23 protein-coding genes and 1 pseudogene are annotated in these 22349 nt (G+C 71.6%); 16 read left to right on the forward strand and 8 right to left on the reverse strand.

The genetic code is table 11. The features are described 5' to 3' along the window. Window positions 1-27: 27 nt before the first annotated feature. The gene (locus tag AC3CF1_RS01270; protein ID WP_088947921.1) at window positions 28-1005 is read right to left on the reverse strand and encodes a helix-turn-helix transcriptional regulator; all 978 of its coding nucleotides are present in this window, start codon (window positions 1003-1005) and stop codon (window positions 28-30) included. Between the two features lie 44 nt (window positions 1006-1049). On the opposite strand from AC3CF1_RS01270, the gene AC3CF1_RS01275 reads away from it, so the two are divergent. The 4 genes from AC3CF1_RS01275 (at window position 1050) to AC3CF1_RS01290 (ending at window position 4503) form a co-directional block, all read left to right on the forward strand. Further along, window positions 1050-1529, forward strand: coding sequence for a hypothetical protein (locus AC3CF1_RS01275; protein WP_088947922.1), 480 nt, complete (start codon window positions 1050-1052; stop codon window positions 1527-1529). After that, window positions 1529-1987 (forward strand): hypothetical protein, encoded by a 459-nt coding sequence (locus AC3CF1_RS01280; RefSeq protein ID WP_210792935.1) that lies wholly within the window; start codon window positions 1529-1531, stop codon window positions 1985-1987. The genes AC3CF1_RS01275 and AC3CF1_RS01280 overlap by 1 nt, the downstream gene beginning before the upstream one ends. Window positions 1988-2055: 68 nt before the next feature. Further along, the gene (locus AC3CF1_RS01285) at window positions 2056-3564 is read left to right on the forward strand and encodes a flavin-containing monooxygenase (protein WP_488449333.1); all 1509 of its coding nucleotides are present in this window, start codon (window positions 2056-2058) and stop codon (window positions 3562-3564) included. Between the two features lie 27 nt (window positions 3565-3591). Next, the gene (locus AC3CF1_RS01290; RefSeq protein ID WP_488449334.1) at window positions 3592-4503 is read left to right on the forward strand and encodes an SDR family NAD(P)-dependent oxidoreductase; all 912 of its coding nucleotides are present in this window, start codon (window positions 3592-3594) and stop codon (window positions 4501-4503) included. A 12-nt stretch (window positions 4504-4515) separates the two neighbouring features. Here AC3CF1_RS01290 and AC3CF1_RS01295 read toward each other — a convergent pair whose 3' ends face one another. The 3 genes from AC3CF1_RS01295 to AC3CF1_RS01305 form a co-directional block, all read right to left on the reverse strand. Further along, entirely contained in the window at window positions 4516-5976 is a 1461-nt protein-coding gene (locus AC3CF1_RS01295; protein ID WP_354981528.1) for a cryptochrome/photolyase family protein, read from the reverse strand. Between the two features lie 81 nt (window positions 5977-6057). Next, entirely contained in the window at window positions 6058-7239 is a 1182-nt protein-coding gene (locus tag AC3CF1_RS01300; RefSeq protein ID WP_354981527.1) for a low temperature requirement protein A, read from the reverse strand. A 20-nt stretch (window positions 7240-7259) separates the two neighbouring features. Beyond that, complete coding sequence (locus AC3CF1_RS01305; protein ID WP_354981526.1) at window positions 7260-7682, reverse strand: hypothetical protein; 423 nt, start codon at window positions 7680-7682, stop codon at window positions 7260-7262. 184 nt (window positions 7683-7866) lie between these two features. Between AC3CF1_RS01305 and AC3CF1_RS01310 the strand changes: the two genes are divergently transcribed. Further along, entirely contained in the window at window positions 7867-8955 is a 1089-nt protein-coding gene (locus AC3CF1_RS01310) for an S-(hydroxymethyl)mycothiol dehydrogenase (protein ID WP_210792940.1), read from the forward strand. Beyond that, window positions 8952-9581: an MBL fold metallo-hydrolase gene (locus AC3CF1_RS01315; RefSeq protein WP_488449335.1), complete on the forward strand. Its 630-nt coding sequence runs from the start codon at window positions 8952-8954 to the stop codon at window positions 9579-9581. Before AC3CF1_RS01310 ends, AC3CF1_RS01315 begins: the two co-directional genes overlap by 4 nt. A 37-nt stretch (window positions 9582-9618) precedes the next feature. On the opposite strand, the gene tsaA is transcribed toward AC3CF1_RS01315, so the two are convergent. Then, window positions 9619-10047: a tRNA (N6-threonylcarbamoyladenosine(37)-N6)-methyltransferase TrmO gene (tsaA, locus tag AC3CF1_RS01320; protein ID WP_488449336.1), complete on the reverse strand. Its 429-nt coding sequence runs from the start codon at window positions 10045-10047 to the stop codon at window positions 9619-9621. A 58-nt stretch (window positions 10048-10105) separates the two neighbouring features. On the opposite strand from tsaA, the gene AC3CF1_RS01325 reads away from it, so the two are divergent. From AC3CF1_RS01325 to AC3CF1_RS01335, 3 genes and pseudogenes are all read left to right on the forward strand, one after another. Further along, window positions 10106-10561, forward strand: a complete 456-nt coding sequence (locus tag AC3CF1_RS01325; RefSeq protein ID WP_488449337.1) for a VOC family protein — start codon at window positions 10106-10108, stop codon at window positions 10559-10561. Next, a pseudogene (locus AC3CF1_RS01330) lies at window positions 10545-11704 on the forward strand (DUF3626 domain-containing protein). The gene AC3CF1_RS01325 and the pseudogene AC3CF1_RS01330 overlap by 17 nt, the downstream one beginning before the upstream one ends. Window positions 11705-11949: 245 nt before the next feature. Continuing rightward, window positions 11950-12663 carry a hypothetical protein gene (locus tag AC3CF1_RS01335; RefSeq protein ID WP_088947933.1) on the forward strand — a complete coding sequence of 238 codons (714 nt, stop codon included), beginning with the start codon at window positions 11950-11952 and terminating at the stop codon, window positions 12661-12663. Between the two features lie 120 nt (window positions 12664-12783). Here AC3CF1_RS01335 and AC3CF1_RS01340 read toward each other — a convergent pair whose 3' ends face one another. Further along, on the reverse strand, window positions 12784-14154 hold the full coding sequence (locus tag AC3CF1_RS01340) for an alpha/beta hydrolase (RefSeq protein ID WP_488449338.1): 1371 nt from the start codon (window positions 14152-14154) through the stop codon (window positions 12784-12786). Window positions 14155-14494: 340 nt separating this feature from the next. Between AC3CF1_RS01340 and AC3CF1_RS01345 the strand changes: the two genes are divergently transcribed. From AC3CF1_RS01345 to AC3CF1_RS01365, 5 genes are all read left to right on the forward strand, one after another. Next, the gene (locus tag AC3CF1_RS01345; protein ID WP_141909202.1) at window positions 14495-14806 is read left to right on the forward strand and encodes a MazG-like family protein; all 312 of its coding nucleotides are present in this window, start codon (window positions 14495-14497) and stop codon (window positions 14804-14806) included. A 785-nt stretch (window positions 14807-15591) separates the two neighbouring features. Continuing rightward, window positions 15592-16155, forward strand: a complete 564-nt coding sequence (locus AC3CF1_RS01350; RefSeq protein WP_488449339.1) for a hypothetical protein — start codon at window positions 15592-15594, stop codon at window positions 16153-16155. A 252-nt stretch (window positions 16156-16407) separates the two neighbouring features. After that, window positions 16408-17376, forward strand: a complete 969-nt coding sequence (locus tag AC3CF1_RS01355; RefSeq protein WP_488449340.1) for a hypothetical protein — start codon at window positions 16408-16410, stop codon at window positions 17374-17376. A gap of 86 nt (window positions 17377-17462) precedes the next feature. After that, on the forward strand, window positions 17463-18437 hold the full coding sequence (locus AC3CF1_RS01360) for a pirin family protein (RefSeq protein ID WP_210925917.1): 975 nt from the start codon (window positions 17463-17465) through the stop codon (window positions 18435-18437). A 108-nt stretch (window positions 18438-18545) separates the two neighbouring features. Beyond that, the gene (locus tag AC3CF1_RS01365; RefSeq protein WP_088947938.1) at window positions 18546-19214 is read left to right on the forward strand and encodes a hypothetical protein; all 669 of its coding nucleotides are present in this window, start codon (window positions 18546-18548) and stop codon (window positions 19212-19214) included. Between the two features lie 291 nt (window positions 19215-19505). Here the strand turns inward: AC3CF1_RS01365 and AC3CF1_RS01370 are convergent, their stop codons facing one another. After that, complete coding sequence (locus AC3CF1_RS01370) at window positions 19506-20174, reverse strand: DUF1345 domain-containing protein (protein ID WP_088947939.1); 669 nt, start codon at window positions 20172-20174, stop codon at window positions 19506-19508. A 42-nt stretch (window positions 20175-20216) separates the two neighbouring features. Continuing rightward, window positions 20217-20489, reverse strand: a complete 273-nt coding sequence (locus tag AC3CF1_RS01375; RefSeq protein WP_088947940.1) for a DUF2795 domain-containing protein — start codon at window positions 20487-20489, stop codon at window positions 20217-20219. Window positions 20490-20643: 154 nt separating this feature from the next. On the opposite strand from AC3CF1_RS01375, the gene AC3CF1_RS01380 reads away from it, so the two are divergent. Beyond that, on the forward strand, window positions 20644-21054 hold the full coding sequence (locus AC3CF1_RS01380; protein WP_088947941.1) for a DUF2267 domain-containing protein: 411 nt from the start codon (window positions 20644-20646) through the stop codon (window positions 21052-21054). 231 nt (window positions 21055-21285) lie between these two features. Then, the gene (locus AC3CF1_RS01385; protein ID WP_355162110.1) at window positions 21286-22311 is read left to right on the forward strand and encodes a TerC/Alx family metal homeostasis membrane protein; all 1026 of its coding nucleotides are present in this window, start codon (window positions 21286-21288) and stop codon (window positions 22309-22311) included. Window positions 22312-22349: the final 38 nt, after the last annotated feature.

Raw genomic sequence — 22349 nt, forward strand, 5'->3', positions numbered from 1 at the left:
ATCTCCACTGTGGAGATGCGGAGCTTCTCAGCCGGGCCCGTAGAGCGCGGCGAGCCCGGCCGCCGTGGCGGCCAGACGCTCGCGGAGCGCCACCGGGGTCAGCACCTCGACGTCGGCGCCCAGGCGCAGCAGGTCACCGTGGGCATGGGTGAGCGACTCGATCGGCAGCACCGCGGTCACCCAGCCACGTGCGTCCGGCGGCCCGGCGCTGGCGTCCACCGCGGTCACCACCGGATCGCTGCCGATCTCCCGCAAGCGCTGGCGACCGGCGGGGGAGAGCCGGACGGTTGCCTCGTCGCGGTGCAGCTGGGCGCGGAACCGCACCACGTGCGCCCGCCACCAGGCCGGCAGGTCGAAGTCGGCGGGTCGGTCGAACTCCTGCGCCAGGGGGGTCAGCGCGAGGATCTGGTTGACCCGGTACGTCGCCGGCGAGCCCCGGCCGGGCTGGTCGGCCACCACATACCACCGGCCACCCTTGAGCACCAGGCCGTACGGCTCCAGCACCCGGGTCACCTCACCGTTCCAGCCGCGGTAGCGCACCTCGACGCGGTGCTGCCGCCAGACCGCCTCGGCCGTGCGGGCCAGCTCGGGGGAGGCGTCGCCGTCGGCGTACCAGCCGGGGGTGTCCAGGTGGAAGCGTTGCTGGAGCCGGGCGGCCCGGTCGCGCAGCGGCGCGGGGAGGGCGGCGTGCAACTTGAGTTGCAGCGCGGCGACCACGTCGCCGTAGCCCAGCTCGTCGGCGGGGCCGGGTAGCCCGGCCAGGAAGAGCCGGTCGGCCTCGTCGGCGGTCAGCCCGGTCAGGCGGGTCCGCCAGCCGTCGACCAGTTGGTAGCCGCCGGCGTGCCCGGCCTCTCCGTAGAGCGGGATGCCGGCGGCGTGCAGCGACTCCACGTCGCGGTAGATGGTGCGGGGGGACACGGCCAACCGGTCGGCGAGCTGCGCGGCGGTCAACCGACCGTGTGACTGGAGCAGCAGCAGGACGGAAAGGAGTCGACTGGCCCGCACTTCACTGACACTAGCTGTCAGGGGAGCGCTCGTACGGTCCCGGCATGGCTTTTCGCGACAAGGATCTGACAACACCGGGACCGATCACGGTGGACGGTCGACAACTGAAGCGCTACCACGTCGACCAGCCGGAGCGGCCGATCGAGCCGGAGGTGGAGAAGGCCGCGTACGACCTGCTGCCGGCGTTGCTGGCCGACGTCGTCGACGACGGCACCCCGGCCGCCGGGTGGGTGGTGCTGCACCGGGGCGCGGACACCGGCGCCTACCTGCTGGCGTACACCTGGGTGTGGGACAACGCGGTGGAGGTCCGTGTCGCCGCAGCCGGGCAGCCGGCGCTGGACTGTCCCGACGACGACCCGGCACACTTCGTCCACCTACGCCGCCCGGCGGTGGGCTGCGTCTGGGAGTTGGCGGTGCTGGAGCACGAGCGGGCCGCCTGGGTCCGGCACATGCTGACGCCGGAGAGCCCGAATCTGATCGGTTATCTGCGTGACACGCGAGCGGAAGGGCCGGTGGGCCGCTGATGGGCGACTTCGACTTCTATGTGGGCACCTGGAACGTGGTGAACCGGCGGCTTCGCGAGCGGCTGGTGGGCTCCGACGAGTGGGAGGAGTTTCCGGGGGTGTCGGTCGCGCACAGCTTCTTCGGGGGTGGCGGCAACTTCGACGAGATCACCTTCCCGACCAAGGGCTCCGCTGGCGCCACGGTCCGGATCTTCGACCCGGCCCGGCAGGAGTGGTCGATCTACTGGATGAGCAGCGTTGACGGCGTGCTGGGGCTGCCGCCGATGGTGGGCCGCTTCGTCGACGGGGTGGGCCGCTTCTACGCCGACGACCAGCACGAGGGCCGACCGGTGCGGTGCCGGTTCATCTGGTCGGACATCAGCGCGACCACGGCCCGCTGGGAGCAGGCGTTCTCCGTCGACGGCGAGCAGACCTGGGAGACCAACTGGATCATGACGTCCACCCGGGTGGGGGACTGACGCAGGACGATGGTGGGGCGGTGGTCGCGGTGTTAGTGTCCGTCCACCGCCCCGGATGGAGGAACGCCTTGGCCTCCGACCACGTCGACGTGCTGATCATCGGTGCCGGCCTGTCCGGCATCGGGGCCGCCTGCCACCTTCGTCGTGACTGCCCCGACAAGACGTACGCGGTGCTGGAGGCGCGCGACGCCGTCGGCGGCACCTGGGACCTGTTCCGCTATCCGGGCATCCGCTCGGACTCGGACATGTTCACCCTCGGTTACTCGTTCAAGCCGTGGACCGCCCCGAAGGCCATCGCCGACGGCACGACCATCCGGGAGTACGTGCGGGAGACCGCCCGGGAGTACGACGTGCAGCGGCACATCCGCTTCCGGCACCGGGTGCTGCGCGCCGACTGGGACAGCGCCGCCGCCCGCTGGACGGTGCACGCCCAGCGCACCGACACCGCCGAAACCGTGGTGCTGACCTGCTCGTTCCTGTTCGCGTGCACCGGCTACTACCGCTACGACGAGGGTTACACCCCGGCGCTGCCGGGTCTCGACGCGTACGCCGGGCAGGTGGTGCACCCACAGCACTGGCCCGACGATCTCGACCACGCCGGCAAGCGGGTGGTGGTGATCGGCAGCGGCGCGACGGCGGTGACCCTGGTGCCGGCCATGGCGGAGCGGGCCGCCCACGTGACGATGCTCCAGCGCTCACCCACGTACGTCATGGCGCTGCCCTCGCGTGACCGGCTGGCCGACGCGCTGCGGCGCCGGCTGCCGGCGAAGGCCGCGTATCCGGTGGTGCGGTGGAAGAACGTGCTGCTGTCCACCGTCAACTTCCAGCTCAGCCGGCGTGCGCCGGGGCTGGTGAAGCGGGTGCTGCGCCGGGCCGCGAGGGGCCGGCTCCCGGTCGGGTACGACGTCGACAGGCACTTCTCGCCCCGTTACGACCCGTGGGACCAGCGGCTCTGCGTGGCACCCGACGGCGACCTGTTCACGGCCGTCGCGCAGGGCAGGGCGTCGGTGGTCACCGACACCATCGACACCTTCACCGCGCACGGCGTGCGGCTGACCTCCGGCGACGAACTGCCCGCCGACATCGTGGTCACCGCGACCGGGCTCAACCTGCTGGCCCTCGGTGGTCTGACAGTGCGCGTGGACGGCGTCGACGTCGACCTGGCGAACAGCGTCGCCTACAAGGGCATGATGCTCTCCGGCGTGCCGAACTTCGCCCTGACCATCGGCTACACGAACGCGTCGTGGACGCTCAAGGCCGACCTGGTCGCCGGGTACGTCTGCCGGCTGCTGCGGCACCTGGACCGCACCGGCCAGCAGGTCGTCACCCCGCTCCCGCCGCCCGACGCGCGGCGGGTGCCGCTGATCGACCTGCGCTCCTCCTACGTGCTGCGCGCCGTCGACGCCCTGCCCAAGCAGGGTGCGGCCGCGCCGTGGCGGTTGCACCAGAACTACGCCCGTGACGTGCTGCTGATGCGGCACGGCCGGCTCACCGACGAGGGTGTGCGCTTCACCCGGGCCGGCGAGGTGGCCACACCCGCCGGCGACCGGCGCCCCGACCAGTCCGTCTGCTCGTAGGTAACCGCCCGGAGAGGAGCACCCATCGTGCAGAGGTTCGACTTCGCCGGCGCCACGGCCGTGGTCACCGGCGCCGCCAGTGGCATCGGCGCGGCGCTGGCGCACGCACTGGCTCGCCGGGGCAGTGATCTGGTCCTGCTGGACCGTGACGCCGAGCGGCTGGAGGCGGTCACCGCCGCGATCCGCCTCGACCACCCGGGCCGCCAGGTGCACACGTACCTGGTGGATCTCGCCGACGTGACGGCCATCGCCCAGGTGGCCGCGGAGATCGGTCAGCGGCACCCGCGCGTCCGACTGCTGGTGAACAATGCCGGCGTCGGCCTCGGCGGCCGGTTCGACCAGGTGACGTTCGACGAGTTCAGCTGGGTGATCGACGTCAACTTCCGGGCCGTGGTGCAGCTGACCCACGCGCTGCTGCCCACCCTCAAGGCGGAGCCGGGCGCGCACCTGGTCAACATCTCCAGCCTGTTCGGGCTGATCGCGCCGGCCGGGCAGACCGCATACTCGGCGAGCAAGTTCGCGGTGCGCGGTTTCACCGAGGCGCTGCGTCACGAGTTGGTCGACGACGGCATCGGGGTGACGTCGGTGCACCCCGGCGGGATCCGCACCCGCATCACCGAGAACGCCCGGATCGGCAGCGGCGTCTCACACGAGGAGTACGCGGCCGGCCGGGCGCAGTTCGAGAAGCTGCTCACCATCTCGCCAGAGCGGGCCGCCGAGGTGATCCTGCGCGGCGTCGAGCGGCGTCGGGGCCGGGTGCTGATCGGCTGGTCGGCGAAGCTGCCCGACCTGCTGGCCCGGGTCCTGCCGGCCTCGTACAACCGGCTTCTGGTCACCGGTCTGAACCGGGGCGTCGTCCGTCCGGCGCCGCCGACCCCCGGCGTACCCGCGCAACGCCCCGGCGACGCCACTGTCGACCCGGCCCGTGAGGTGGCGTGACCGGCGGCCCGGTCACGGGGGTGTGCTGCCCCGCTTCTCCTCCTGGGCCAGCACCGCCTCGCGGTGCTCCGGCTCGTCGCGGCGGGCCAGCTCGGCGGCGAGCCGCGGGTCGCCCACCAACCGACCCCGGTTGCGGTGCAGGAAACTCTCGAAACCCCCGGTGTACGGGCACGCCAGCTCGCCGAGCGCCTGCTCCGGTGCGTAGCGGCAGCCGGCGCAGTAGTCGCTGATCTCGTCGATGTCGGTGCCGTCCACCGCGTACGGGCGGGTGTCCAACCGGGCGAGGTCGGCGTACTGGCTCATGCCGATCACCGTCGCGTTCATCACCCAGTCGGTGCCGTCCACGAAGCAGCGCTGGAACCAGTCCGCCAGCTCGGTCGGCCGCCAGCCGCGCTGCAACGCGTAGTTGCCCAGCACCATCAGTCGGGGTGTGTGGTGGGTCCACGCCCGGTCCCGGACGCCGCCGAGGACGTCCGCCAGACAGCGGGCCTCCACGGCGTCGGCGTCCAACGCGGCGAACCACTCCGGCAGGGGCTCGGTCGCGGCCAGCCAGTTCGCCCCCCGGAAGCGCGGCTCGAAGTACCAGTACAGCTGCCACAGGAACTCCCGCCAGCCGAGCAACCCCCGAACGAAGGTGTCCACCGCCGTCCGCGGGGCCGTCCCGTCCCGCCACGCCTGCTCGGCGGCCCGCACTGCCGGCTCCGGGTGGAGCAACCCGAGGTTGAACGAGGACGACAGCACCGAGTGCGCGAACACCGGGTCGTCGCCGCTCATCACGTCGGCGTAGCGGCCGTACACCGGTAGCCGGTGGGTCAGGAAGTGCGCCAGCCGGGCCTGCGCCTCGGCATGGGTGGCCGGGTGCCGCCGGGGGCCGTCCCGGCCGACGAACCGCACGCCGTCGGCCGCCCAGCGGTCCAGGTCGCGGCGGACCTCGGCGTCGATGTCGTCCTCGACGATCGGTGGGGGCGGCGGCGACACCGCCGACGCGTCCCGCCCCTCGGCGCGGGCTCGACGCCCCGGCCCGGCCGCTGCGGCCGGCGCGGTCAGGATGTCGTGCCGCCGCTTCGCGTACCGGTAGAAGTCGGCCACCCGCAGCGGACCGCGCCGGGGGCGGTCCGCCCAGCCGGCGAAGTCGGCCCGGCTGGTGATGAACCCACGAGGTGGCAGCACTGTCAGCTCCGGCACCGACCGGGCGAAACGCAGGGCCGCCCGGGAGTGCGGATGACACACCTCCACCGGCTCGGCGACCTGCGCCAGCGCCTCACGGAACGTGCCGGTCCGCAGCAGCAGCGCCCGGTCGCCCAGCTCGGCCGCCCGGTGGCGCAGCGCGGACAGGATCAGATGAGCCTTCTGCCGGTGCATCGGCCGTCGGCGGAACAGCTCTCGGATCTCCACCAGCAGCACCGGCTGGTCGGGGTCGTCGAGGAAGTGTGGCCCGAGCTGGTCGGCCAGCAACCATCGGCGGCGATACATGCCGCAATTCTGCCCACTTTCCGGCCGCCGCAACCGACGCCGGTCCGGCAGTTCGGGCACCGGATTCCGCGCGGCGTCGGGTCAGGCCGGGTCGGACACCGTCGCTGCGGGTCCGAGGTCGCGGCCGCGCAGCAGCACGGTCAGCGTCACGAGGGCGACCAGCAGGGCCGCGAGCACGTACACCGGGGCCGGGCCGAGCGGCGCCAGCAGTGCGAGCAGCGCCACCACCGGGAAGGCGACGACCACCGCGCCGTGCTGCTGCCGGCGCACGTGCAGCACCCAGATCGTGAGCAGGAAGACCGCGACCGGGATGGCCACCGCGTACCCGGCGGTGGTCTCGGAGATGTGCGCGAGGTGCCGCTCGACGTCCACCGTCGCGCCCAGGCCGGCGCCGACCGCGGCGACCGCGCCGAAGACCAGGTAGTGGCCATAACCCCAGATCAAGGAGTACGGCAGCCGGTCGGGCGCCTCGATCGGCCGGTCGAAGTAGAGCCACCAGAGCGCGAACACGATGACGGCGCCGGCCGCCGCGAGCGACCACAGGTCGTGCTCGCCGGCGTCCAGCCCGGTCTGGATCGCCATCGAGATGGCCAGGACCGCCTCACCGAGCACGATGAGGGTGAACAACCCGTACCGCTCGGTGATGTGCCGGGGGTGCCACGGGGTCATCCCGGGGCGTTCGGCCACCGCCGGCACCAGCAGGTCGGCCAGCACCAGCAGCACGAACGACGCGATGCCCCACTCTGCGGGCAGCAACAGCCGCAGCAGCCACCCGAGCTGCACCACGCTCACGCCGATCGCGTAGCGACGCGCCGCCGCGCGGTGCCGGGGGTCGCCGGCCGCCGCGCGGGTCCAGTGCACGACGGCGGCCAGCCGCATCACCACGTACCCGTAGGTGATGACGGTGAAGTTGCCGCCGGCGAAGGCGGGCGGCACCCCGGCCGCCAGGATCAGCGCTCCGCAGATCTGCACCAGGGTGGTGATCCGGTAGACGTCGTCGTCGGTGTCGTAGGCCGAGGCGAACCAGGTGAAGTTCACCCACGACCACCAGATCGCGAAGAACACCATGAGGTAGCTGGTCACCGCATGGCGGAGGTGCCCCTCGGCGACGTCGTGGTGCAGGCTGCTGGCGGCCTGTGCCACCGCCACCACGAAACACAGGTCGAAGAAGAGTTCCAGCGGCGTGGCCGCGCGGTGCGGCTCGTCGCGGCGACGAGGTCGCATCGGCCGGTAGAACGGCCGCACCGAACGGGAGACGGTCAACGCCGCTCCTCAGGCCGGGCTCAGCGGTGCCACCGACGGCGGTGGGTCAGCCCCTCCAGCACCAGGGTCAGCCCCGCGCCGACCAGCCAGATGTCCTTGGCGAGCCCCGAGCCCTGCTGGGTCGGGCGTACGCTGCCGGGCTCCCGCATCCCCGGCGTCTTCAGGTACAGCTGCACCAGGCCCGCGCCGAACGCGGTCAGGCCGAGCCCGGCCAGCGGCGCCGGGACGAACGGCGCGAGCAGCGCGGCCCCCAGCGCGATCTCCGAGTACGACAGCAGCTTGGCGAAGCGCGCCGGCTCGAACTGGCCGAGCTGGGGCATGGCGGCGACCGCCATCCCGTGCATGCCCTCCGCGGCGGCGCCCTCCAGGTTGCGCTTGCCCAGACCCGAGTTGAGAAAGTACGTGCCGATGCTGACCCGCAACGGCAGGTGTGCGAGCTTCATGGTCACTCCCGATGGCCGTGGTCGAATGCGGCCCGCGTACCCCGGACCGCCAGCGATAACCGCCGGGCCGGCTGGGCTGACCGTGGTGGTCGCGGTAGGTTCGCCGGGGGGCCCACCGCCGAGCCCGTGGCACACCCGCCCACCCGGCGCCCGGCCCTGCCGCAGACCACCAGCAGGAGGCGAAGTGAGCCAGGAAGTCCGGGGAGTCATCTCCCGCAGCAAGGGAGCACCGGTCGAGGTCACCACCATCGTGGTGCCCGATCCCGGCCCCGGTGAGGCCGTTGTCCGGATCCAGTCCTGCGGCGTCTGCCACACCGACCTGCACTACCGCGAGGGTGGCATCAACGACGACTACCCGTTCCTGCTCGGCCACGAGGCGGCGGGCATCGTCGAGCAGGTGGGCGAGGGCGTCACCGACGTCGCCCCGGGTGACTTCGTGATCCTCAACTGGCGCGCGGTCTGCGGGGTCTGCCGTGCCTGCCGCCGGGGTCGCCCCTGGTACTGCTTCAACACCCACAACGCCACCCAGCGGATGACCCTCACCGACGGCACCGAACTCGCACCGGCGCTGGGCATCGGGGCGTTCGCCGAGAAGACCCTGGTGCACGCCGGGCAGTGCACGAAGGTCAACCCGGCCGCCCGGCCGGCCGCCGTGGGCCTGCTCGGCTGCGGTGTGATGGCCGGGCTGGGCGCGGCCATGAACACCGGCAACGTCACCCGCGGCGACTCGGTCGCGGTGATCGGCTGCGGCGGTGTCGGAGACGCAGCGGTCGTCGGTGCGGTTCTCGCCGGCGCCACCACGATCGTCGCGGTGGACACCGACAGCCGCAAGCTGGACTGGGCCCGCCAGTTCGGTGCCACGCACACAGTGAACGCCTCGGAGACCGACCCGGTCGAGGCGATCCAGGCCGCCACCGGCGGCTTCGGCGCCGACGTGGTGATCGACGCGGTGGGTCGGCCGGAGACGTGGAAGCAGGCGTTCTACGCCCGGGACCTGGCCGGCACCGTGGTGCTGGTCGGCGTACCGACCCCGCAGATGCAGATCGAGCTGCCGTTGCTGGACGTCTTCGGGCGCGGCGGTGCGCTGAAGTCCAGCTGGTACGGCGACTGCCTGCCCAGCCGGGACTTCCCGATGCTCACCGATCTGTACCTGCAGGGCCGCCTCGACCTGGACGCGTTCGTCACCGAGGAGATCGCGCTCGACCAGGTCGAGAACGCGTTCGAGCGGATGCACCACGGCGACGTCCTGCGCTCGGTGGTGGTGTTCCCGTGACGGCCCGGATCGACCGCGCGGTCACCTCGGGCACCTTCTCCCTGGACGGGCAGACGTTCGACGTCGACAACAACGTCTGGGTGATCGGTGACGACCGCGAGTGCGTCGTCCTGGACGCGCCGCACGACGTGGCCGCGATCCTCGCCCTGGTGGGTGATCGCCAGGTCCGGGCGATCCTGGCGACGCACGCCCACGACGATCACGTCCGGGTGGCACCCGAGTTGGCCGAGGCCACCGGTGCGCCGGTGCTGCTGCACGCCGCCGACCGGGTGCTGTGGGACATGGTCCACCCGCACCTGCCGCCGCACGGCGAGTTGCACGACGGGCAGGACATCGAGGTGGGCGGCACGACGCTGCGGGTGCTGCACACCCCCGGGCACAGCCCCGGCGCATGCAGCTTCCACGCCCCCGACTTGGGCGTGGTGTTCACCGGCGACACGCTCTTCGCCGGAGGGCCGGGTGCGACCGGGCGCTCGTACAGCGACTTCGACACCATCGTCCGGTCGATCCGCACCCGCCTGCTCACCCTTCCGTCGGAGACGGTCGTGCACACCGGTCACGGCGACGACACCACGATCGGCGCGGAGGCGCCGCACCTGCAGGAGTGGCTGGACCGCGGCCACTGAGCCCAGCACACCGGCCTGCTGGCGCGCGGTCGACGGCTCAGCGTTCGTCGACCGCGCCCAGCACCGGCTTGACGTCCAGGACCGGGGTCCCGTCGAGGGCCTCCAGATCTGCCACCTGGACACGCAGGCCGTCCACCGCCAGGACCCGCACCCGGTGCAGCCCGATCGGGTTGGGCCGGTGCGGGGAGCGGGTGCTGAACACGCCGGTCTCCGGCCGGCTCTCGTCGCCGCGCGGGTGCACCGCCAACACGTCCCGCCGGGCGCGGTCCAACCAGGTCAGCACCAGCAGCTCCGCGCCGACGTGCAGGTCGCCCAGGGCCCGTTCGACACGCGCGTCGAAGATCAGCCACGCGGTTGGCGCGCCCTCGTCGCCCTGACGCGGTGCGCTCGCCGCATCGGACAGCGGGGAGACGACCCGCCCGACCGGTCGCAGCAGGTACGTGTCATCGCTCGCCGCCTCGACCACTGTTGCTCCCCTCTGGACGGTCCCAACCTAACCTCGCCGCGGCGCTAGGATCTTGAACATGGCCGCCGACTCGCCCGCCCCCGTTGTCCGTCAGCTGCGACTCGTGGTGGAGGCCGCCGACCACGACGCCGCCGTCGCGTTCTTCCGCGACGCACTCGGCATGCCGGAGGAGGCGGCGTTCAGCGGCGACGGCGACGCCCGGGTGGTGATCCTGGACGCCGGCCGGGCCACCCTGGAGATCGCCAACCCGGCGCAGAAGCGCATGATCGACGAGGTTGAGGTGGGTCGGCAGGTCGCGCCCCGCATCCGGGTTGCCTTCGAGGTGGACGACGCCGAGGCGACCACCGCCCGATTGGTCGCCGCCGGGGCCAGCGAGGTCGCCCCGCCCACCCGCACGCCGTGGCAGTCGCTCAACTCCCGCCTCGACGCCCCGGCCGACCTGCACATCACCATCTTCCAGGAGCTGGGCACCGGGGTGGACGACGATGACCCCGGACATGACGGCGACGTCTGAGCGGCGCGTCGCCGCTCTCACCCCGGCGCAGACGGCTGCCGTCGCGTACGTGCGGTCGTTGGCCGTGGTCGAACGTCCTGCCGCGCTGGCCACCATCGCCCGGCAACTCACCACCGCCGACGTCGGCCACCGCCCGGAGCATCTGCTCGGGGCCATCGGGTCCGGGCGGCTGACCGTCAACTTCCACCCCGACCGGTTGTGTGCCGACGGTCGGACCGTCGCCGACGCCCTGGCCGAGGACGGGGTCTACCGCAGCCAGTTCGTCACCGGGATCTCCAACGGTGGGCTCACCGCGTACCCCGGTGGTGACCGGGACCGCTGGGAGCACCGGATGTTCGGCGGCGCGTACCAGCGGCCCGGCGTGACGCCGGCGCAGCGGCCCACGTACGGCGGCCTGAACCTGCTCGACCACGCGGACGGCGCCTGCCCCGCTTCGGTTCCTGCCACCTGCGGCTGCGCCCGGCGGTGCTCAGCCGGGCGACGTTCTGCCTCGGCGACAGCCACCTCAGCCCGGAGGTGGTGGGCACGGCAGACGCGTTCGAGGCGGTCCTCGCCGGGCTCCTGGCCGGCGTCGCCGCCACCGGCGAATGCCTGGGCCGTGCCGGGACGGGCGTCGCCGCGCTGGCGCGGACGTTGCTGGACCAGCCGAACGCGACAAGTGAGCCGGGCGTGCGAGCCCCGCAGTCGCGAGTCAAGGGGGTGCCGAATACCCCGGGCGCGGTCGGTCGCGCGCTCGACGACTACGTGGAGGCCCAGGTCCACGGCACGCTCGACCTCGCGTACGACGTCGAGGAGTTGGTGGTCGACCCGTCCTTCGCCGGCACCCCGACCGGCGCGACCCTGGAATCGATCGCGGAGCGGTTCGGTTTCCCGTTGCGATGGCACCCCGGCTTCGCGCTGGCCGTCGACCAGGTCGACGCGGAGTTCCGAGGGTCGGCGATTCCCGTGCTGGCAGCCCGGGTGCACCGGGAGTTCGCCCGGTCGGGTGACCCGGTGGACGCGGCGCTGATCGGTCGGGCGGCGGCCTCGGTGGTCGCCGAACCGCACCGCTGGGCGGATCGCGGCCCGATCGCGGACACCCTTCAGCACCTCAAGCAGCTCTGGCACGTGCTGGTCCGCTTCGGCACGCCGTACGGCACCTGATCTGCCGACTCGTCAACCCTGCGCCGATCGTCCGTTTCCCGCCGGTCTTTCGCCGGTGTGGTCGGCCGTCCCGTTTCCCCAGGTGACCGGGACCGCACCTCACCCCGGCACCGGCATTTCCGGAATGACCGACACGTGAACATGGTTGTGTCCCCCGTACCGCCGGAGCCCAAACCCTTTTCCGCGGTCATCTCCCGAGGAGTGTTCACCCCGGAGCGCTCCGCACGATCGAAAGGGCAACCATCGTGAAGGTCGACTTCACTCGATGGCTCCCCGCCATCGCTAAGGACTCGTACCGCAAGACCGCGCTGAGCGTGGCGGGTGTGGCCGCTCTCGGTGGTCTGGCCCTCGCGCCGACCGCGGTCGCCGCACCGGTCACCTCCGGACCGCACCAGGGCGCCGTCGCCGCCATCGACCGCGCCACCGGCAAGGCAGCCACCCAGGCCCGCCAGGACGACCAGCCCGTCGAGTCGGGCCTCACCACCGGCTCCGCCACCGGCAAGCCGCCGGCGGGCAAGCCCAGCCGCGACCAACTGATCCCGCACGGCATCGAGGGCGCCCAGTCGCGGGTACCGCTCGACGACGCACAACTGGCCAACGCCCGGGCGATCGTCGACGCCGCCAAGAAGACCGGCGTCGGTGACCGGGGCGCGGTGATCGGCGTCGCCACCTCGCTGCAGGAGTCGAAGCTGTACAACCTCGGCCACCTCGGCGCCTACAACGACCACGACTCGCAGGGACTGTTCCAGCAGCGCCCGTCGTCCGGTTGGGGCACGCCCGACCAGATCACCGACCCGGAGTACTCCGCCACGGCGTTCTTCACCGCGCTCAAGAACGTCGGCGGCTGGCAGGACCTGCCGCTGACCACCGCCGCGCAGACCGTCCAGGTCTCGGCCTTCCCCTACGCGTACGCGCAGTGGGAGGAGCAGGCGGCGGACATCGTCCAGCAGATGTGGTGACACCCGTACACAAAACCGGCCGGCTCCCCTTCACGGGAGCCGGCCGGTTTTGTGCTGCTCGGTTGTGCTGCTCGGTGTCGTGCTGGCTTGTGTCGTGCTGTTTTCGTGCTGGTCGACTGCTCAGCAGGCTGCGTAGAGGCGCCGGGTGCCGACGCCCGCGGCGTACGCGTCCCGGTCGCTGAACCGGCAGCCGTAGTCCGGCCGGGCCACCACCGCCGGGTCGGTCACGGTGTCGCCGGCCGGGCGCTTGCCGGTGCGTACCCAGGACGTCAGGTCGTCCCAGGCGGCGCCGGCCTCCGCCGGGCTGAACTCGCAGTGCTGCGTGGCCCGGATGGCCCGCTGGACCACCAGCTTGCTGCGACCGTTGCGTGCCACGTCACTGGCGTACGCCTGCTCCATGCTGAACGGGACGAACATGTCACCGAGGCCGTGCAGGCTGAGCACCGGCGCGGTGGGCCGACCAGCGATTCGCGGCACCTCGGTCAGCGTCGGCAGAAGCCGCTGCACGACGTTCTCCGGGGCGACCCGCTGCACTGTGGCGTTGACGTTCACCGGGCTGTTCGGGGCGTACCGGGTGAGCAGGTTGGTGGACAGCTGACCGGGCCGCTGGGCGGGGGAGTTGCCGCTGCCGGTGGGCACGCTGATCGAGAAGAGGAAGTCCTTCCACACCGCGAACGCGGCGTCGGCTCCCGGACGCGGCCCGCCCGAACGGTTCACCGTGATCGCCCGCAGTTGCCTGCCCCGCTCGGTGGTGGTGTCCGGCCCGGTGGGAGTCAACCCGGCCAGACCGAGTGCCACCTGGATGCGGGGCACCGCGTTGGTCAGGTAGTCGGCCGGGGTGGGATAGGCCGGCACCTCGGCGAGCGCCTGCGCGACCAGGTTGTAGTCCAGGTAGAAGTCCAGCAGCGTCTGATCGCCGAGCACCCCGCACATCGGCAGCGCCCCGTCGTAGTAGCCGGGATACTGCTCCAGCGAGCGCCCGATGACGTATCCGCCCATGGACACCCCGGCGATGTAGGTGTGCTGCGGCCGGCGGACCGTCCGCCCGAAGTGGTCGGCGAGATCCTTGGTGCCCAGCACCCCCGACCGGATGTTGAAGCCGTTGCTGTCGTACGACGACGACGCCCACGCGTACCCCTGCTCCAGCAGTCGCTGGCGCAGCCCGAAGCCCGGCTGCTCCGGCGACAGCACCGTGCCCTGGCCCCGGTAGCCGTGCGCCCACAGAACCAGGTCACCGTTCCACCGGGCGGGGACCTCGATGATGTACCCGGCGTGGCGGTGCACGCCCTGACGTACCGTCGTCGGCTTGCCGCCCACGACCAGCGGAGCCAGCGGCGGATTCTCGATGGTGTACCCGGGTAGCGGCTCGCCGCCTTTCGGGTCGCGACCGGTGGCGCTGGCCGGCGCGGCGCCGGCCAGCCCGACCGCGAGGGTCAGCGTCGCGGTGGCGGCGAGTAGCCGGCGAAGGGTACGAACGGGTGTGGACAGCATCGATGCTCCCCATCGGGCGGACGTCGCCCGGGGGCGACCAGGCGGGACGGTTGCCTACCGGCCGGTAGCGTCCTGAACCTAGGACGGCCGTCGAACAGTGTCAATGGCTACGCTGATCGGCCGGTCAAGCACGACTGTCCGGCCGATCAGCCCGGGGCGCTCCCCGTGCCGGCGCCCTCGTCGGCGTCCGCCCTCGTGTTCCGCCTCGTCGTGCCTGGGCGGCGCTCCTGTCGGCGTCCGCCCTCGTGTTCCGGGCGGCGATCCCTTCTTTGGTCAGGCGTCTGTCGTTCGCCGTACCCGGTCGCGCGGGTCGGGGAGTCGGTCGGGTTGACTGGTCGCCGTGGACGAGTCGATCTGGGAGGCGGCCCGCGCGTCGCGTAGCTGGTTGGACGCGGCGAACGGGGCCGGGCAAACCGAACTGACCTGCCGCATCCTCAAGCTGACCGAGGAGGCGGGGGAGGCGTCGGCCGCCTGGATCGGTCTGCTCGGGCAGAATCCGCGCAAAGGTGTCACCCACACGCGCGACGATGTCGCGGCAGAGTTGGCCGACGTCGCCTTCACGGCGTTGGTGGCCATCGAGAGCCTGGGGCTGGACGCGCAGACGGTCCTGGACGCCTGCGCCGCGAAGGTGCGCTCCCGCCTCTCGGGCTGAGTGGCACTCGTTCGTGCAAGCCGTCGCGATCTGACCCAGCCGGCCTTCCCGATCCTGTCCGGCTGGCTTTCGTAGTCCTGATCAGCCTTGGCCCGGCCGGTCGGCTCGCACGACTCTGCCGTATTTGCCTGGATTGCCACGCGCTGATCCGTCCGATGAGTTGGTGATCGACTCGGCTTTCACGAAGTCGGGGTGTCATGCCGTCCCGGATGCCCCGATATTCAGAAAGCCGAGTGGATCAAGGTCAATCGGGTGGACCCTGGGGTCCAGTCATGTTCGATGCGTAGGGGCGCCTGTCCGTTATAGGTATTTGTGTCGGGTGCGCCAATGGTCAAGGCGCGAGGTTCGGGGGCCTTCGGGGGCCTTTGGCCTGTGACCGGGTGCACCGGTGGGTCGGAATGATGGCCGGGGCGGGGTGGTTACACACTCTGACGATCGCAGGACCACCGGCTCACCGCCCCGCCCACCGGGGTCGGAACAGCTGGTAGCGGGGTTGGAATGCCGACCCGGGCCGCATCGTTGAAGCCTCCCCAGCACCCCGCCCCATCGGGTGCCACGGAATGACCCGGCCCCCGGAATGACCCCGGACCCCCGGTCGTTACACATGGACCCGGCGCCCGAGCCCCGCTCGCAGGCCGCCGACCCGGCCCCCGCAAGCCCCCGGCTTGACGGTGCCGATCTCCTAAGACTTGTTTGATGCAGCGCCGGACGAGGTGCTCACACCCTGCGCCACCGTCTCCCCCGAGCGGTGTGTGGGTGTTCCTACCCCCGAAGGAGCTACCCCCATGAACACGATCTTCCGTAAGAGCATGTTGTCTGTTGCTGGTCTCGCGTTCGCCGGTGGTGTCTTCGCCGGCCCGATCGCCGCCCACGCTGCCAACCCCGTCGACGTCAAGCCGGTCGCGGTGGCGGTGCAGTCGACCGCCCCGAAGCCGCAGGGCGAGCAGTCCCACATCACCCTCAACGACGAGCAGACCGCGAACGTCAAGGCGATCATCGCCGCGACGAAGAAGGCCGGCCTGCCCGAGCGCGCCGCGGTGATCTCCATCGCCACGAGCCTGCAGGAATCCAAGCTGGAGAACCTGGGCCACCTCGGCGACGCCAATGACCATGACTCGCTGGGCCTGTTCCAGCAGCGCCCGAGCTCGGGTTGGGGCACGCCGGAGCAGATCACCGACCCCGCCTACTCCACGACCGCGTTCCTCAAGGGCCTCCGCCAGGTCGACGGCTGGCAGGACATGGCGCTGACCGACGCCGCGCAGACCGTCCAGGTCTCCGCCTACCCCGACGCCTACGCCCAGTGGGAGCAGCAGGCCACCGACCTCGTCGCCCAGCACTGGAACAGCTGACCCACCAACACACACAACGGCACAGCTGGCCGGCACCCCCAACCCGGGTGCCGGCCAGCGGCATATCCCGCACAACCACAAGAACAACGACAACCAGGCCCGGCAGACCTTGGACACTTTCCGTTAGCCGCTAACGGAAACTGTCCAAGATCTCGCGTTGGCGACCCGCCGGAGTGCCGTGATCGGCGCGGAGTGATCCGATCGGCGGACGGGTACGTACCTCCCGACGGGGACCGGCGGAGGGGCAGAGGTATGGCCGCGGTGGGGTACGGCACGGATCGCGAACCGCAGTCACCGCCGGAACCTGCCGGCGACGCCACACCAGGGCGCTGGTCCACCGGGGTTCGCCTGTTGGTGGCTGCCGCAGCCGTCGTGCTTGTCCTTGGCGCGGCCGCCGTGGCTGTGATCGTCGCCGACCCTGACCGCCTCGGCATGACCTACTCCGGCGCACCCGACGGCACCCGAGCAGACGGCACGCGACCGGACGGCGCCCGACCGGACGGCACCTGGCCCGGTGACGCCGGCCGTCCCGGAGGTGCCGACCCGGACTCGGCTGACGGCCGACCGGGTGCGGCTGGCGGGGAGTTGCTGACCGCGCCGCTGGCGGGCCGCCAGAAGGGCACCTTCGTGCTCGCGGACGGGCTGTCCTCGTTCGAGCTGGGGGTGGCTGATCTGGGGGATGACCTGTACCGGATCAGCAGCCCGGCAGGTTCGGGTGTGCTGGGTCGACCGACTGTGGTCGGCGAGACCGTCCGGCTTGAGGTCGTGAAGTCAGGGGCTTCCGCGACGCGCAGCCTGCGGGTGGCGCTCAACGAGCGGGTCGCCTGGCGTCTTCAGCTCGTCGGCGGGGTGAGCAGTCAGGTGCTGGAGCTGACCCGAGCCCGGCTGCTGGGAGTGGAACTCGCCGGCGGGTCGTCGCGCACCGAGATCCTGCTGCCACCGATCACCGCCACCAACACCGGCAACGCGAGCGACCCGAGCATCATGACCGTACGACTCATCGGTGGGACCAGCCAGCTCGACATCCGGGCCGCCGGGGAGACGCCGGTGCGGGTCCGCGTGGGAGCTGGCGCCGGCTCGGTTGTGGTACGCGATGACCGCTGGGATGGGGTGGCGGCGGGTGCGGTGTTGAGTACGCCGGGCTGGGACCGCTCGGCCGCGCGGTTGTTCCTGGATCTGGTCGCGGGCGCCAACACCGTGACCGTGTCCGCCAACCGGTAAGCCCAGCAACGGCTGAGGACAGCGACCCCCACCCGCCCTGCTGGAAGCGCCGCGGTCGTGGGCGGGCGTGAGCGTACAGTCGGGCGGTGGAGCGTACTGAATCGATGCTGGCGCAGACCCGACCACCTGGTGTGGCCGACGTTGATCCCGGCAGCGTGCTGCTGCCCGGCCACGACGTGCCGTTGGGTCGGTACACCACGGTGCGGCGACTGCTGCCGCAGCGTCCCCGCCGGATGGTTGGCGCGTGGTGTTTCGTCGACCATTTCGGCCCGGACGATGTGGAGCAGCGGCCTGGCATGGAGGTGCCGCCGCACCCGCACACCGGTCTGCAGACGGTGACCTGGTTGCTGGAAGGGGAGATCCTGCACCGGGACAGCCTCGGCAACGTGCAGCCGATCCGGCCCGGTCAGCTCAACGTGATGACTTCCGGTAACGGGATCGCCCACTCGGAGCGGTCGCCGGCCGTCCACCCGCCGGTGATGCACGGCGTGCAGCTCTGGGTGGCTCTGCCGGACCCCGCGCGGGCCGGGGCAGCGGACTTCGCGCACCACGCGGACCTGCCGCGCTGGCGCGACGGCGATCTGGACTGCACCCTGCTGGTCGGCGAGTTCGGCGGGCATCGGTCGCCGGCGGTGGTGCACACCCCGCTGGTGGGTGTGCAGGTCGAGCTGGGTGGCGGGGCGCCGACGACGCTGTCGCTGCGGCCCGATTTCGAGTACGCGTTGCTGGCGATGTCCGGGTCGGCGGAGGCCGCCGGGGTCGGGTTCGAGCCGGGGGCGTTGCTCTATCTGGGCTCGAGCCGCCGCGAGCTGACGGTGCGTGGTGGGGCCGGGGCTCGGTTGTTGCTGCTGGGCGGTACGCCGTTCGAGGAGCCGCTGGTGATGTGGTGGAACTTCGTGGGCCGCTCCCACGAGGAGATCGCCGCCGCACGGGAGGACTGGATGGCGGGGGACCGACGATTCGGGGTGGTGGCCGACGACTCGGCGCCTCCGCTGCCGGCGCCCGCCCTGCCCACGACCCGTCTCAAGGCCCGCGACCGCACCGGCGGCCTGCACGGCTGACCCCTACGCCGGGGCGCCCACGCCAGGGCCACACGCAGGCCCGAGGCCTGCACGGGCGCCAGCACATCGCGGCCCGTGTGACCCACTGTCGCGCGGGTAGTCGTCGACATGCCGACCACTCTGATCACCCCGGTCGAGGACCGGAAGCGCCTGGCGCGCCGGCTCGCCGGCAGCGGGCGGGGCTTCGCCGAGCAGTACGGCTTTCGGGTGACCAACAACCCGGCGAGCCTGTTCCAGGTGCTCTATCTTGCGGTGCTGCTGGCCCGTCGGGGTGACTTCCGCCGGGCGTTGGACGGGGCCCGGGCGTTGCGTGACGAGGGGTGGGACAGCGCCGCGAGGCTGGCCCGGTCGTTGCACGAGGACCGGGTGCGGGTGCTGCGCGCCAGCGGTCAGCGCGGTGACGTGGACGCGTTGGCCAGCGCGCTCGGTGACCTGGGCCGCACTGTGGTCGAGCGGTACCGGGGCGATCTGCGCCGGTTGCGGGCGGTGGCGCACCACGATCCGGTCCGGGAGCGGGCGCTCCTCGCCGAGCTTCCCGGCGTGGACGATCAGGTCGTCGACCTGTTTCTGCGTGAGGCGCAGGCACTGTGGCGGGAGGTGGCCCCGGTCGCGGACCGGCGGGCGTTGGCCGCCGCCCGTCGTCTCGGGCTGGGCAGGTCGGCGAATGACCTGGCCGGTCTGGCCAGCGGCGAGTCGGAGCAACTGGCCTGGTTGGTGGGGGCGCTGGCGCGGGTCGACCTTGAGCACCGGTACGCGGAGGTCACCGGCAGGCCGTGACGTGCCCTGGCCCACACTTCGCCAAATTCTGACCAAACGGAGGATGTTCTGTCGTATGGTTAGACCCGGCAGTGCTGGCCGCTCGGTTCGAGCGGGCATCCACCGCCTGGTGACCGCGACCGGTTCGGAAGCGGCTCACCGCCTGGGCAGGTTTGCGTGGCGCCCTAGGTCGCGGTTCGTGACCAGGGGCGCCCGCCTGTCCCGGCGATTCAGGCGAGCCCCCACCCCGTGACGTCCCCGGGGTCGCCAGGCCGCCCAGCCAGCCGACAGAGCCATTCCAACGGCCCAGCCTCAGCGTGCCAGGCCCGCCAGCAGGTTCACGGTCACGGCGATGATGAACGCGCCGAACAGGTACGACACCATCGAGTGCCGCAGCACCGTACGACGCATCTCGTTGCTGGTCAGGTTGGTGTCGGAGACCTGGAACGTCGCCCCGATGGTGAACGCCACGTACGCGAAGTCGGAGTAGCGCGGCGGGTCGTGCTGGTTGAAGTTCACCCCGCCGTCCGGGCCGGTGTAGTAGATCCGGGCGTAACGGGCGGCGAAGACGGTGTGCACCACGAACCAGGAGAGCACCACACTCAGGACGCCCAGGCCGCTGTGCAGTTCCCGGGCCATGCCGGGTGGCGCGCTCTGCGCGCTGGCAACGACCAACCCCACGGCCAGCAGGCTGGCCAGGCAGGCGACGAGCAGCAGCGCGTCCCGGATCGCCCGGTTCGGGTCCTCGTGTACGGCCAGTTCGGCGGTGCGCTCGGCGTCCATCGGCCAGATTTTGTGCCAGACCAGCACGAGCCAGCTCAGTGCGCCCACGTCCCAGCCGGCCAGCGCGGCGAGCGGCACTGGCAGCATCAGCGTGAAGACGCCGCCGGCGATGACGCCGACCACTGCCACCACGGCCAGCTGCTTCGCAGCAGCCGGGAAACGTACGTCCGCTGGGCGGTCGGGGCCGGTCTGGGTCATCCGGGACGCTCCCGGGTCGGGGTGGTGGGCGCCACCGCCGGGTCAGATGCCGCGCAGATGCTGCGAGACCCGGTTGTGCTTCTTGTCCCGGGCCTGCTCGGCCCGCTGGGCGGGGCTCACCTCGGGCGCGGCCTCGATCCCGGCCGACCGGGCAACCTCGGTCCCGTTGGCGTAGTCCACCGGCGGGAGGGCGCGCAGCGCCTTCAGCACGTCCGGCGGGGCGCCTTCCCGTTCGGCCTCGCGGACCACGTCGTTCTTCTCGGCCGGGTAGTCCAGGCTCGACAGGTACTGCAGGACGTCGGCGTAGCTCGCCATGGCATGGGCTCCCTCGGGCATCGATGTGGTGACGACCGGCGGCGGTTACCCGCCCGCCGGCCGGTCACGCCCACCCGGCGCAGGAAACAGGCGCCGTTTCCGCCGGGCCGTCGCGGGTACCCGCAGGCGCCGACGCGAGCCAAGGGAGTACGCGATGAACTACGACACCTTCATCGACCAGGTTTCCCAGCGCACCGCGACGTCCTCCGAGCGGGCGGTCGAGTTGACCCGGGCCGTGCTGGAGACGTTTGCGGAGCGGTTGACCGGCGGTGAGAACCTGGATCTGGCCGCCCAGCTGCCCCAGCCGTTGCAACTGGTGCTCAAGCCGAGCCCGAGCACCGAGCAGGCCGACCGGTTCGGTGCTGCCGAGTTCGTCGCCCGGGTCGCGTTGCGCGCCGGGGTGGAGGAGTCGGCGGCCCGGGACGCCAGCCGGGCGGTCTTCACCACCCTGCGTGAGGCGATCACCGGTGGTGAGTTCGACGACGTGGCGACTCAGCTGCCGCGTGACTACCGGGGTCTGGTCGAGCAGGCGATGGCTCCCGGGGCGACGCTGCGTCGTGGCTGACGGGCACGACGCACAGCGGTCGTCCCGGGCACGCACAGCGGTTTACCAGGGCAACCATCGATGTCCCGCTTGGCATGGCGATTCAGCCTGGCCTAACCTTGTCGTGGCGAGGGGAGTACTTCCCACGAACCATTCCGGTCAGTACGGCGCGCCCGGCGCGCCTCGGGTGGTTGCCCATCAGGTGGTGGGTGAAGGAGACCTCGAACATGACGGTGTTCGAGGAGACCCCACATGAGCGAAGTGTCATATCTGTCTGCCGCCAGTGACCTGTCGTCGGTGGGCACGCCCACGCTGTGGGCGGTCACCATCATCGGCGTTCTCCTGCTGCTGGTGCTTGACTTCCTGGTCACGCGTCGCCCGCACGAGGTGTCGATGCGGGAGGCCATCGGCTGGTCGGCGTTCTACATCGCGCTGCCGCTGGCGTTCGGCGCCTGGATCTGGTCGCGTTACGGCTCCCAGCAGGGCGTGGAATACCTCACCGGTTACCTGGTGGAGAAGTCGCTCTCGGTCGACAATCTGTTCGTCTTCATGCTGCTGCTGGCCGCGTTCGCGGTGCCGGCGGTGCTCGCCCAGCGGGTGCTGCTCTACGGCATCGCCGGCGCGCTGGTGCTGCGGGCCGTCTTCATCGCCCTCGGCGCGGCGGCGCTGCAGACCCTCGACTTCGCCTTCCTGCTCTTCGCGATCATCCTCCTCGCCACGGCGGTGAAGCTGCTGCGCGACGCCATGTCCGGGCATCAGCAGGAAGTCGACATCAACAAGATGCGCTCGGTGAAGCTGCTGCGCAGGGTCATGCCGGTGGTCGACGAATACCACGGCACCAGGATGACCGTCCGGCAGGGCGCGAAGCGGGCACTCACCCCGTTCGCCCTGGTGGTGGTCGCGGTGCTGGCCACCGACATCGTGTTCGCTGTCGACTCGGTGCCGGCGGTCTACGGCATCACCGAGGACCCGTACCTGGTCTTCGCCACCAACGCGTTCGCCCTGCTCGGCCTGCGGGCGCTCTACTTCGTCCTGCACGCGGCGCTGAGCCGGCTGGTGCACCTCAGCTACGGCCTGGCCGTCATCCTGGCGTTCATCGGCCTCAAGCTGGGTCTGCACTGGGCGCACGGCATCTGGGACAGCGTGCCGGAGATCCCCACCCTGGCCTCGCTCGGCGTGATCATCGGTGTGCTGGTGGTGGTCACCCTGACCAGCCTGCGTGCCACCCGCGGCGGCGACGTGCCAGAGGAGCGCCAGGTGGTCACGGAGCGGCACTGACCGCGCCCCGCCGGGGCGACGAGGAGGTACGCGGGAAA

It is taken from the genome of Micromonospora sp. MGP-C2, assembly GCF_057766525.1.

What these genes read in the sequence shown, in the direction of transcription:
- AC3CF1_RS01275 (WP_088947922.1), top strand. Translation starts at nt 1,050, where the DNA reads ATGGCTTTTCGCGACAAGGATCTGACAACACCGGGACCGATCACGGTG.
- AC3CF1_RS01280 (WP_210792935.1), top strand. Translation starts at nt 1,529, where the DNA reads ATGGGCGACTTCGACTTCTATGTGGGCACCTGGAACGTGGTGAACCGG.
- AC3CF1_RS01295 (WP_354981528.1), bottom strand. Translation starts at nt 5,976, where the DNA reads ATGTATCGCCGCCGATGGTTGCTGGCCGACCAGCTCGGGCCACACTTC.
- AC3CF1_RS01305 (WP_354981526.1), bottom strand. Translation starts at nt 7,682, where the DNA reads ATGAAGCTCGCACACCTGCCGTTGCGGGTCAGCATCGGCACGTACTTT.
- AC3CF1_RS01325 (WP_488449337.1), top strand. Translation starts at nt 10,106, where the DNA reads ATGGCCGCCGACTCGCCCGCCCCCGTTGTCCGTCAGCTGCGACTCGTG.
- AC3CF1_RS01340 (WP_488449338.1), bottom strand. Translation starts at nt 14,154, where the DNA reads ATGCTGTCCACACCCGTTCGTACCCTTCGCCGGCTACTCGCCGCCACC.
- AC3CF1_RS01350 (WP_488449339.1), top strand. Translation starts at nt 15,592, where the DNA reads ATGAACACGATCTTCCGTAAGAGCATGTTGTCTGTTGCTGGTCTCGCG.
- AC3CF1_RS01355 (WP_488449340.1), top strand. Translation starts at nt 16,408, where the DNA reads ATGGCCGCGGTGGGGTACGGCACGGATCGCGAACCGCAGTCACCGCCG.
- AC3CF1_RS01365 (WP_088947938.1), top strand. Translation starts at nt 18,546, where the DNA reads ATGCCGACCACTCTGATCACCCCGGTCGAGGACCGGAAGCGCCTGGCG.
- AC3CF1_RS01370 (WP_088947939.1), bottom strand. Translation starts at nt 20,174, where the DNA reads ATGACCCAGACCGGCCCCGACCGCCCAGCGGACGTACGTTTCCCGGCT.
- AC3CF1_RS01375 (WP_088947940.1), bottom strand. Translation starts at nt 20,489, where the DNA reads ATGGCGAGCTACGCCGACGTCCTGCAGTACCTGTCGAGCCTGGACTAC.
- AC3CF1_RS01380 (WP_088947941.1), top strand. Translation starts at nt 20,644, where the DNA reads ATGAACTACGACACCTTCATCGACCAGGTTTCCCAGCGCACCGCGACG.
- AC3CF1_RS01385 (WP_355162110.1), top strand. Translation starts at nt 21,286, where the DNA reads ATGAGCGAAGTGTCATATCTGTCTGCCGCCAGTGACCTGTCGTCGGTG.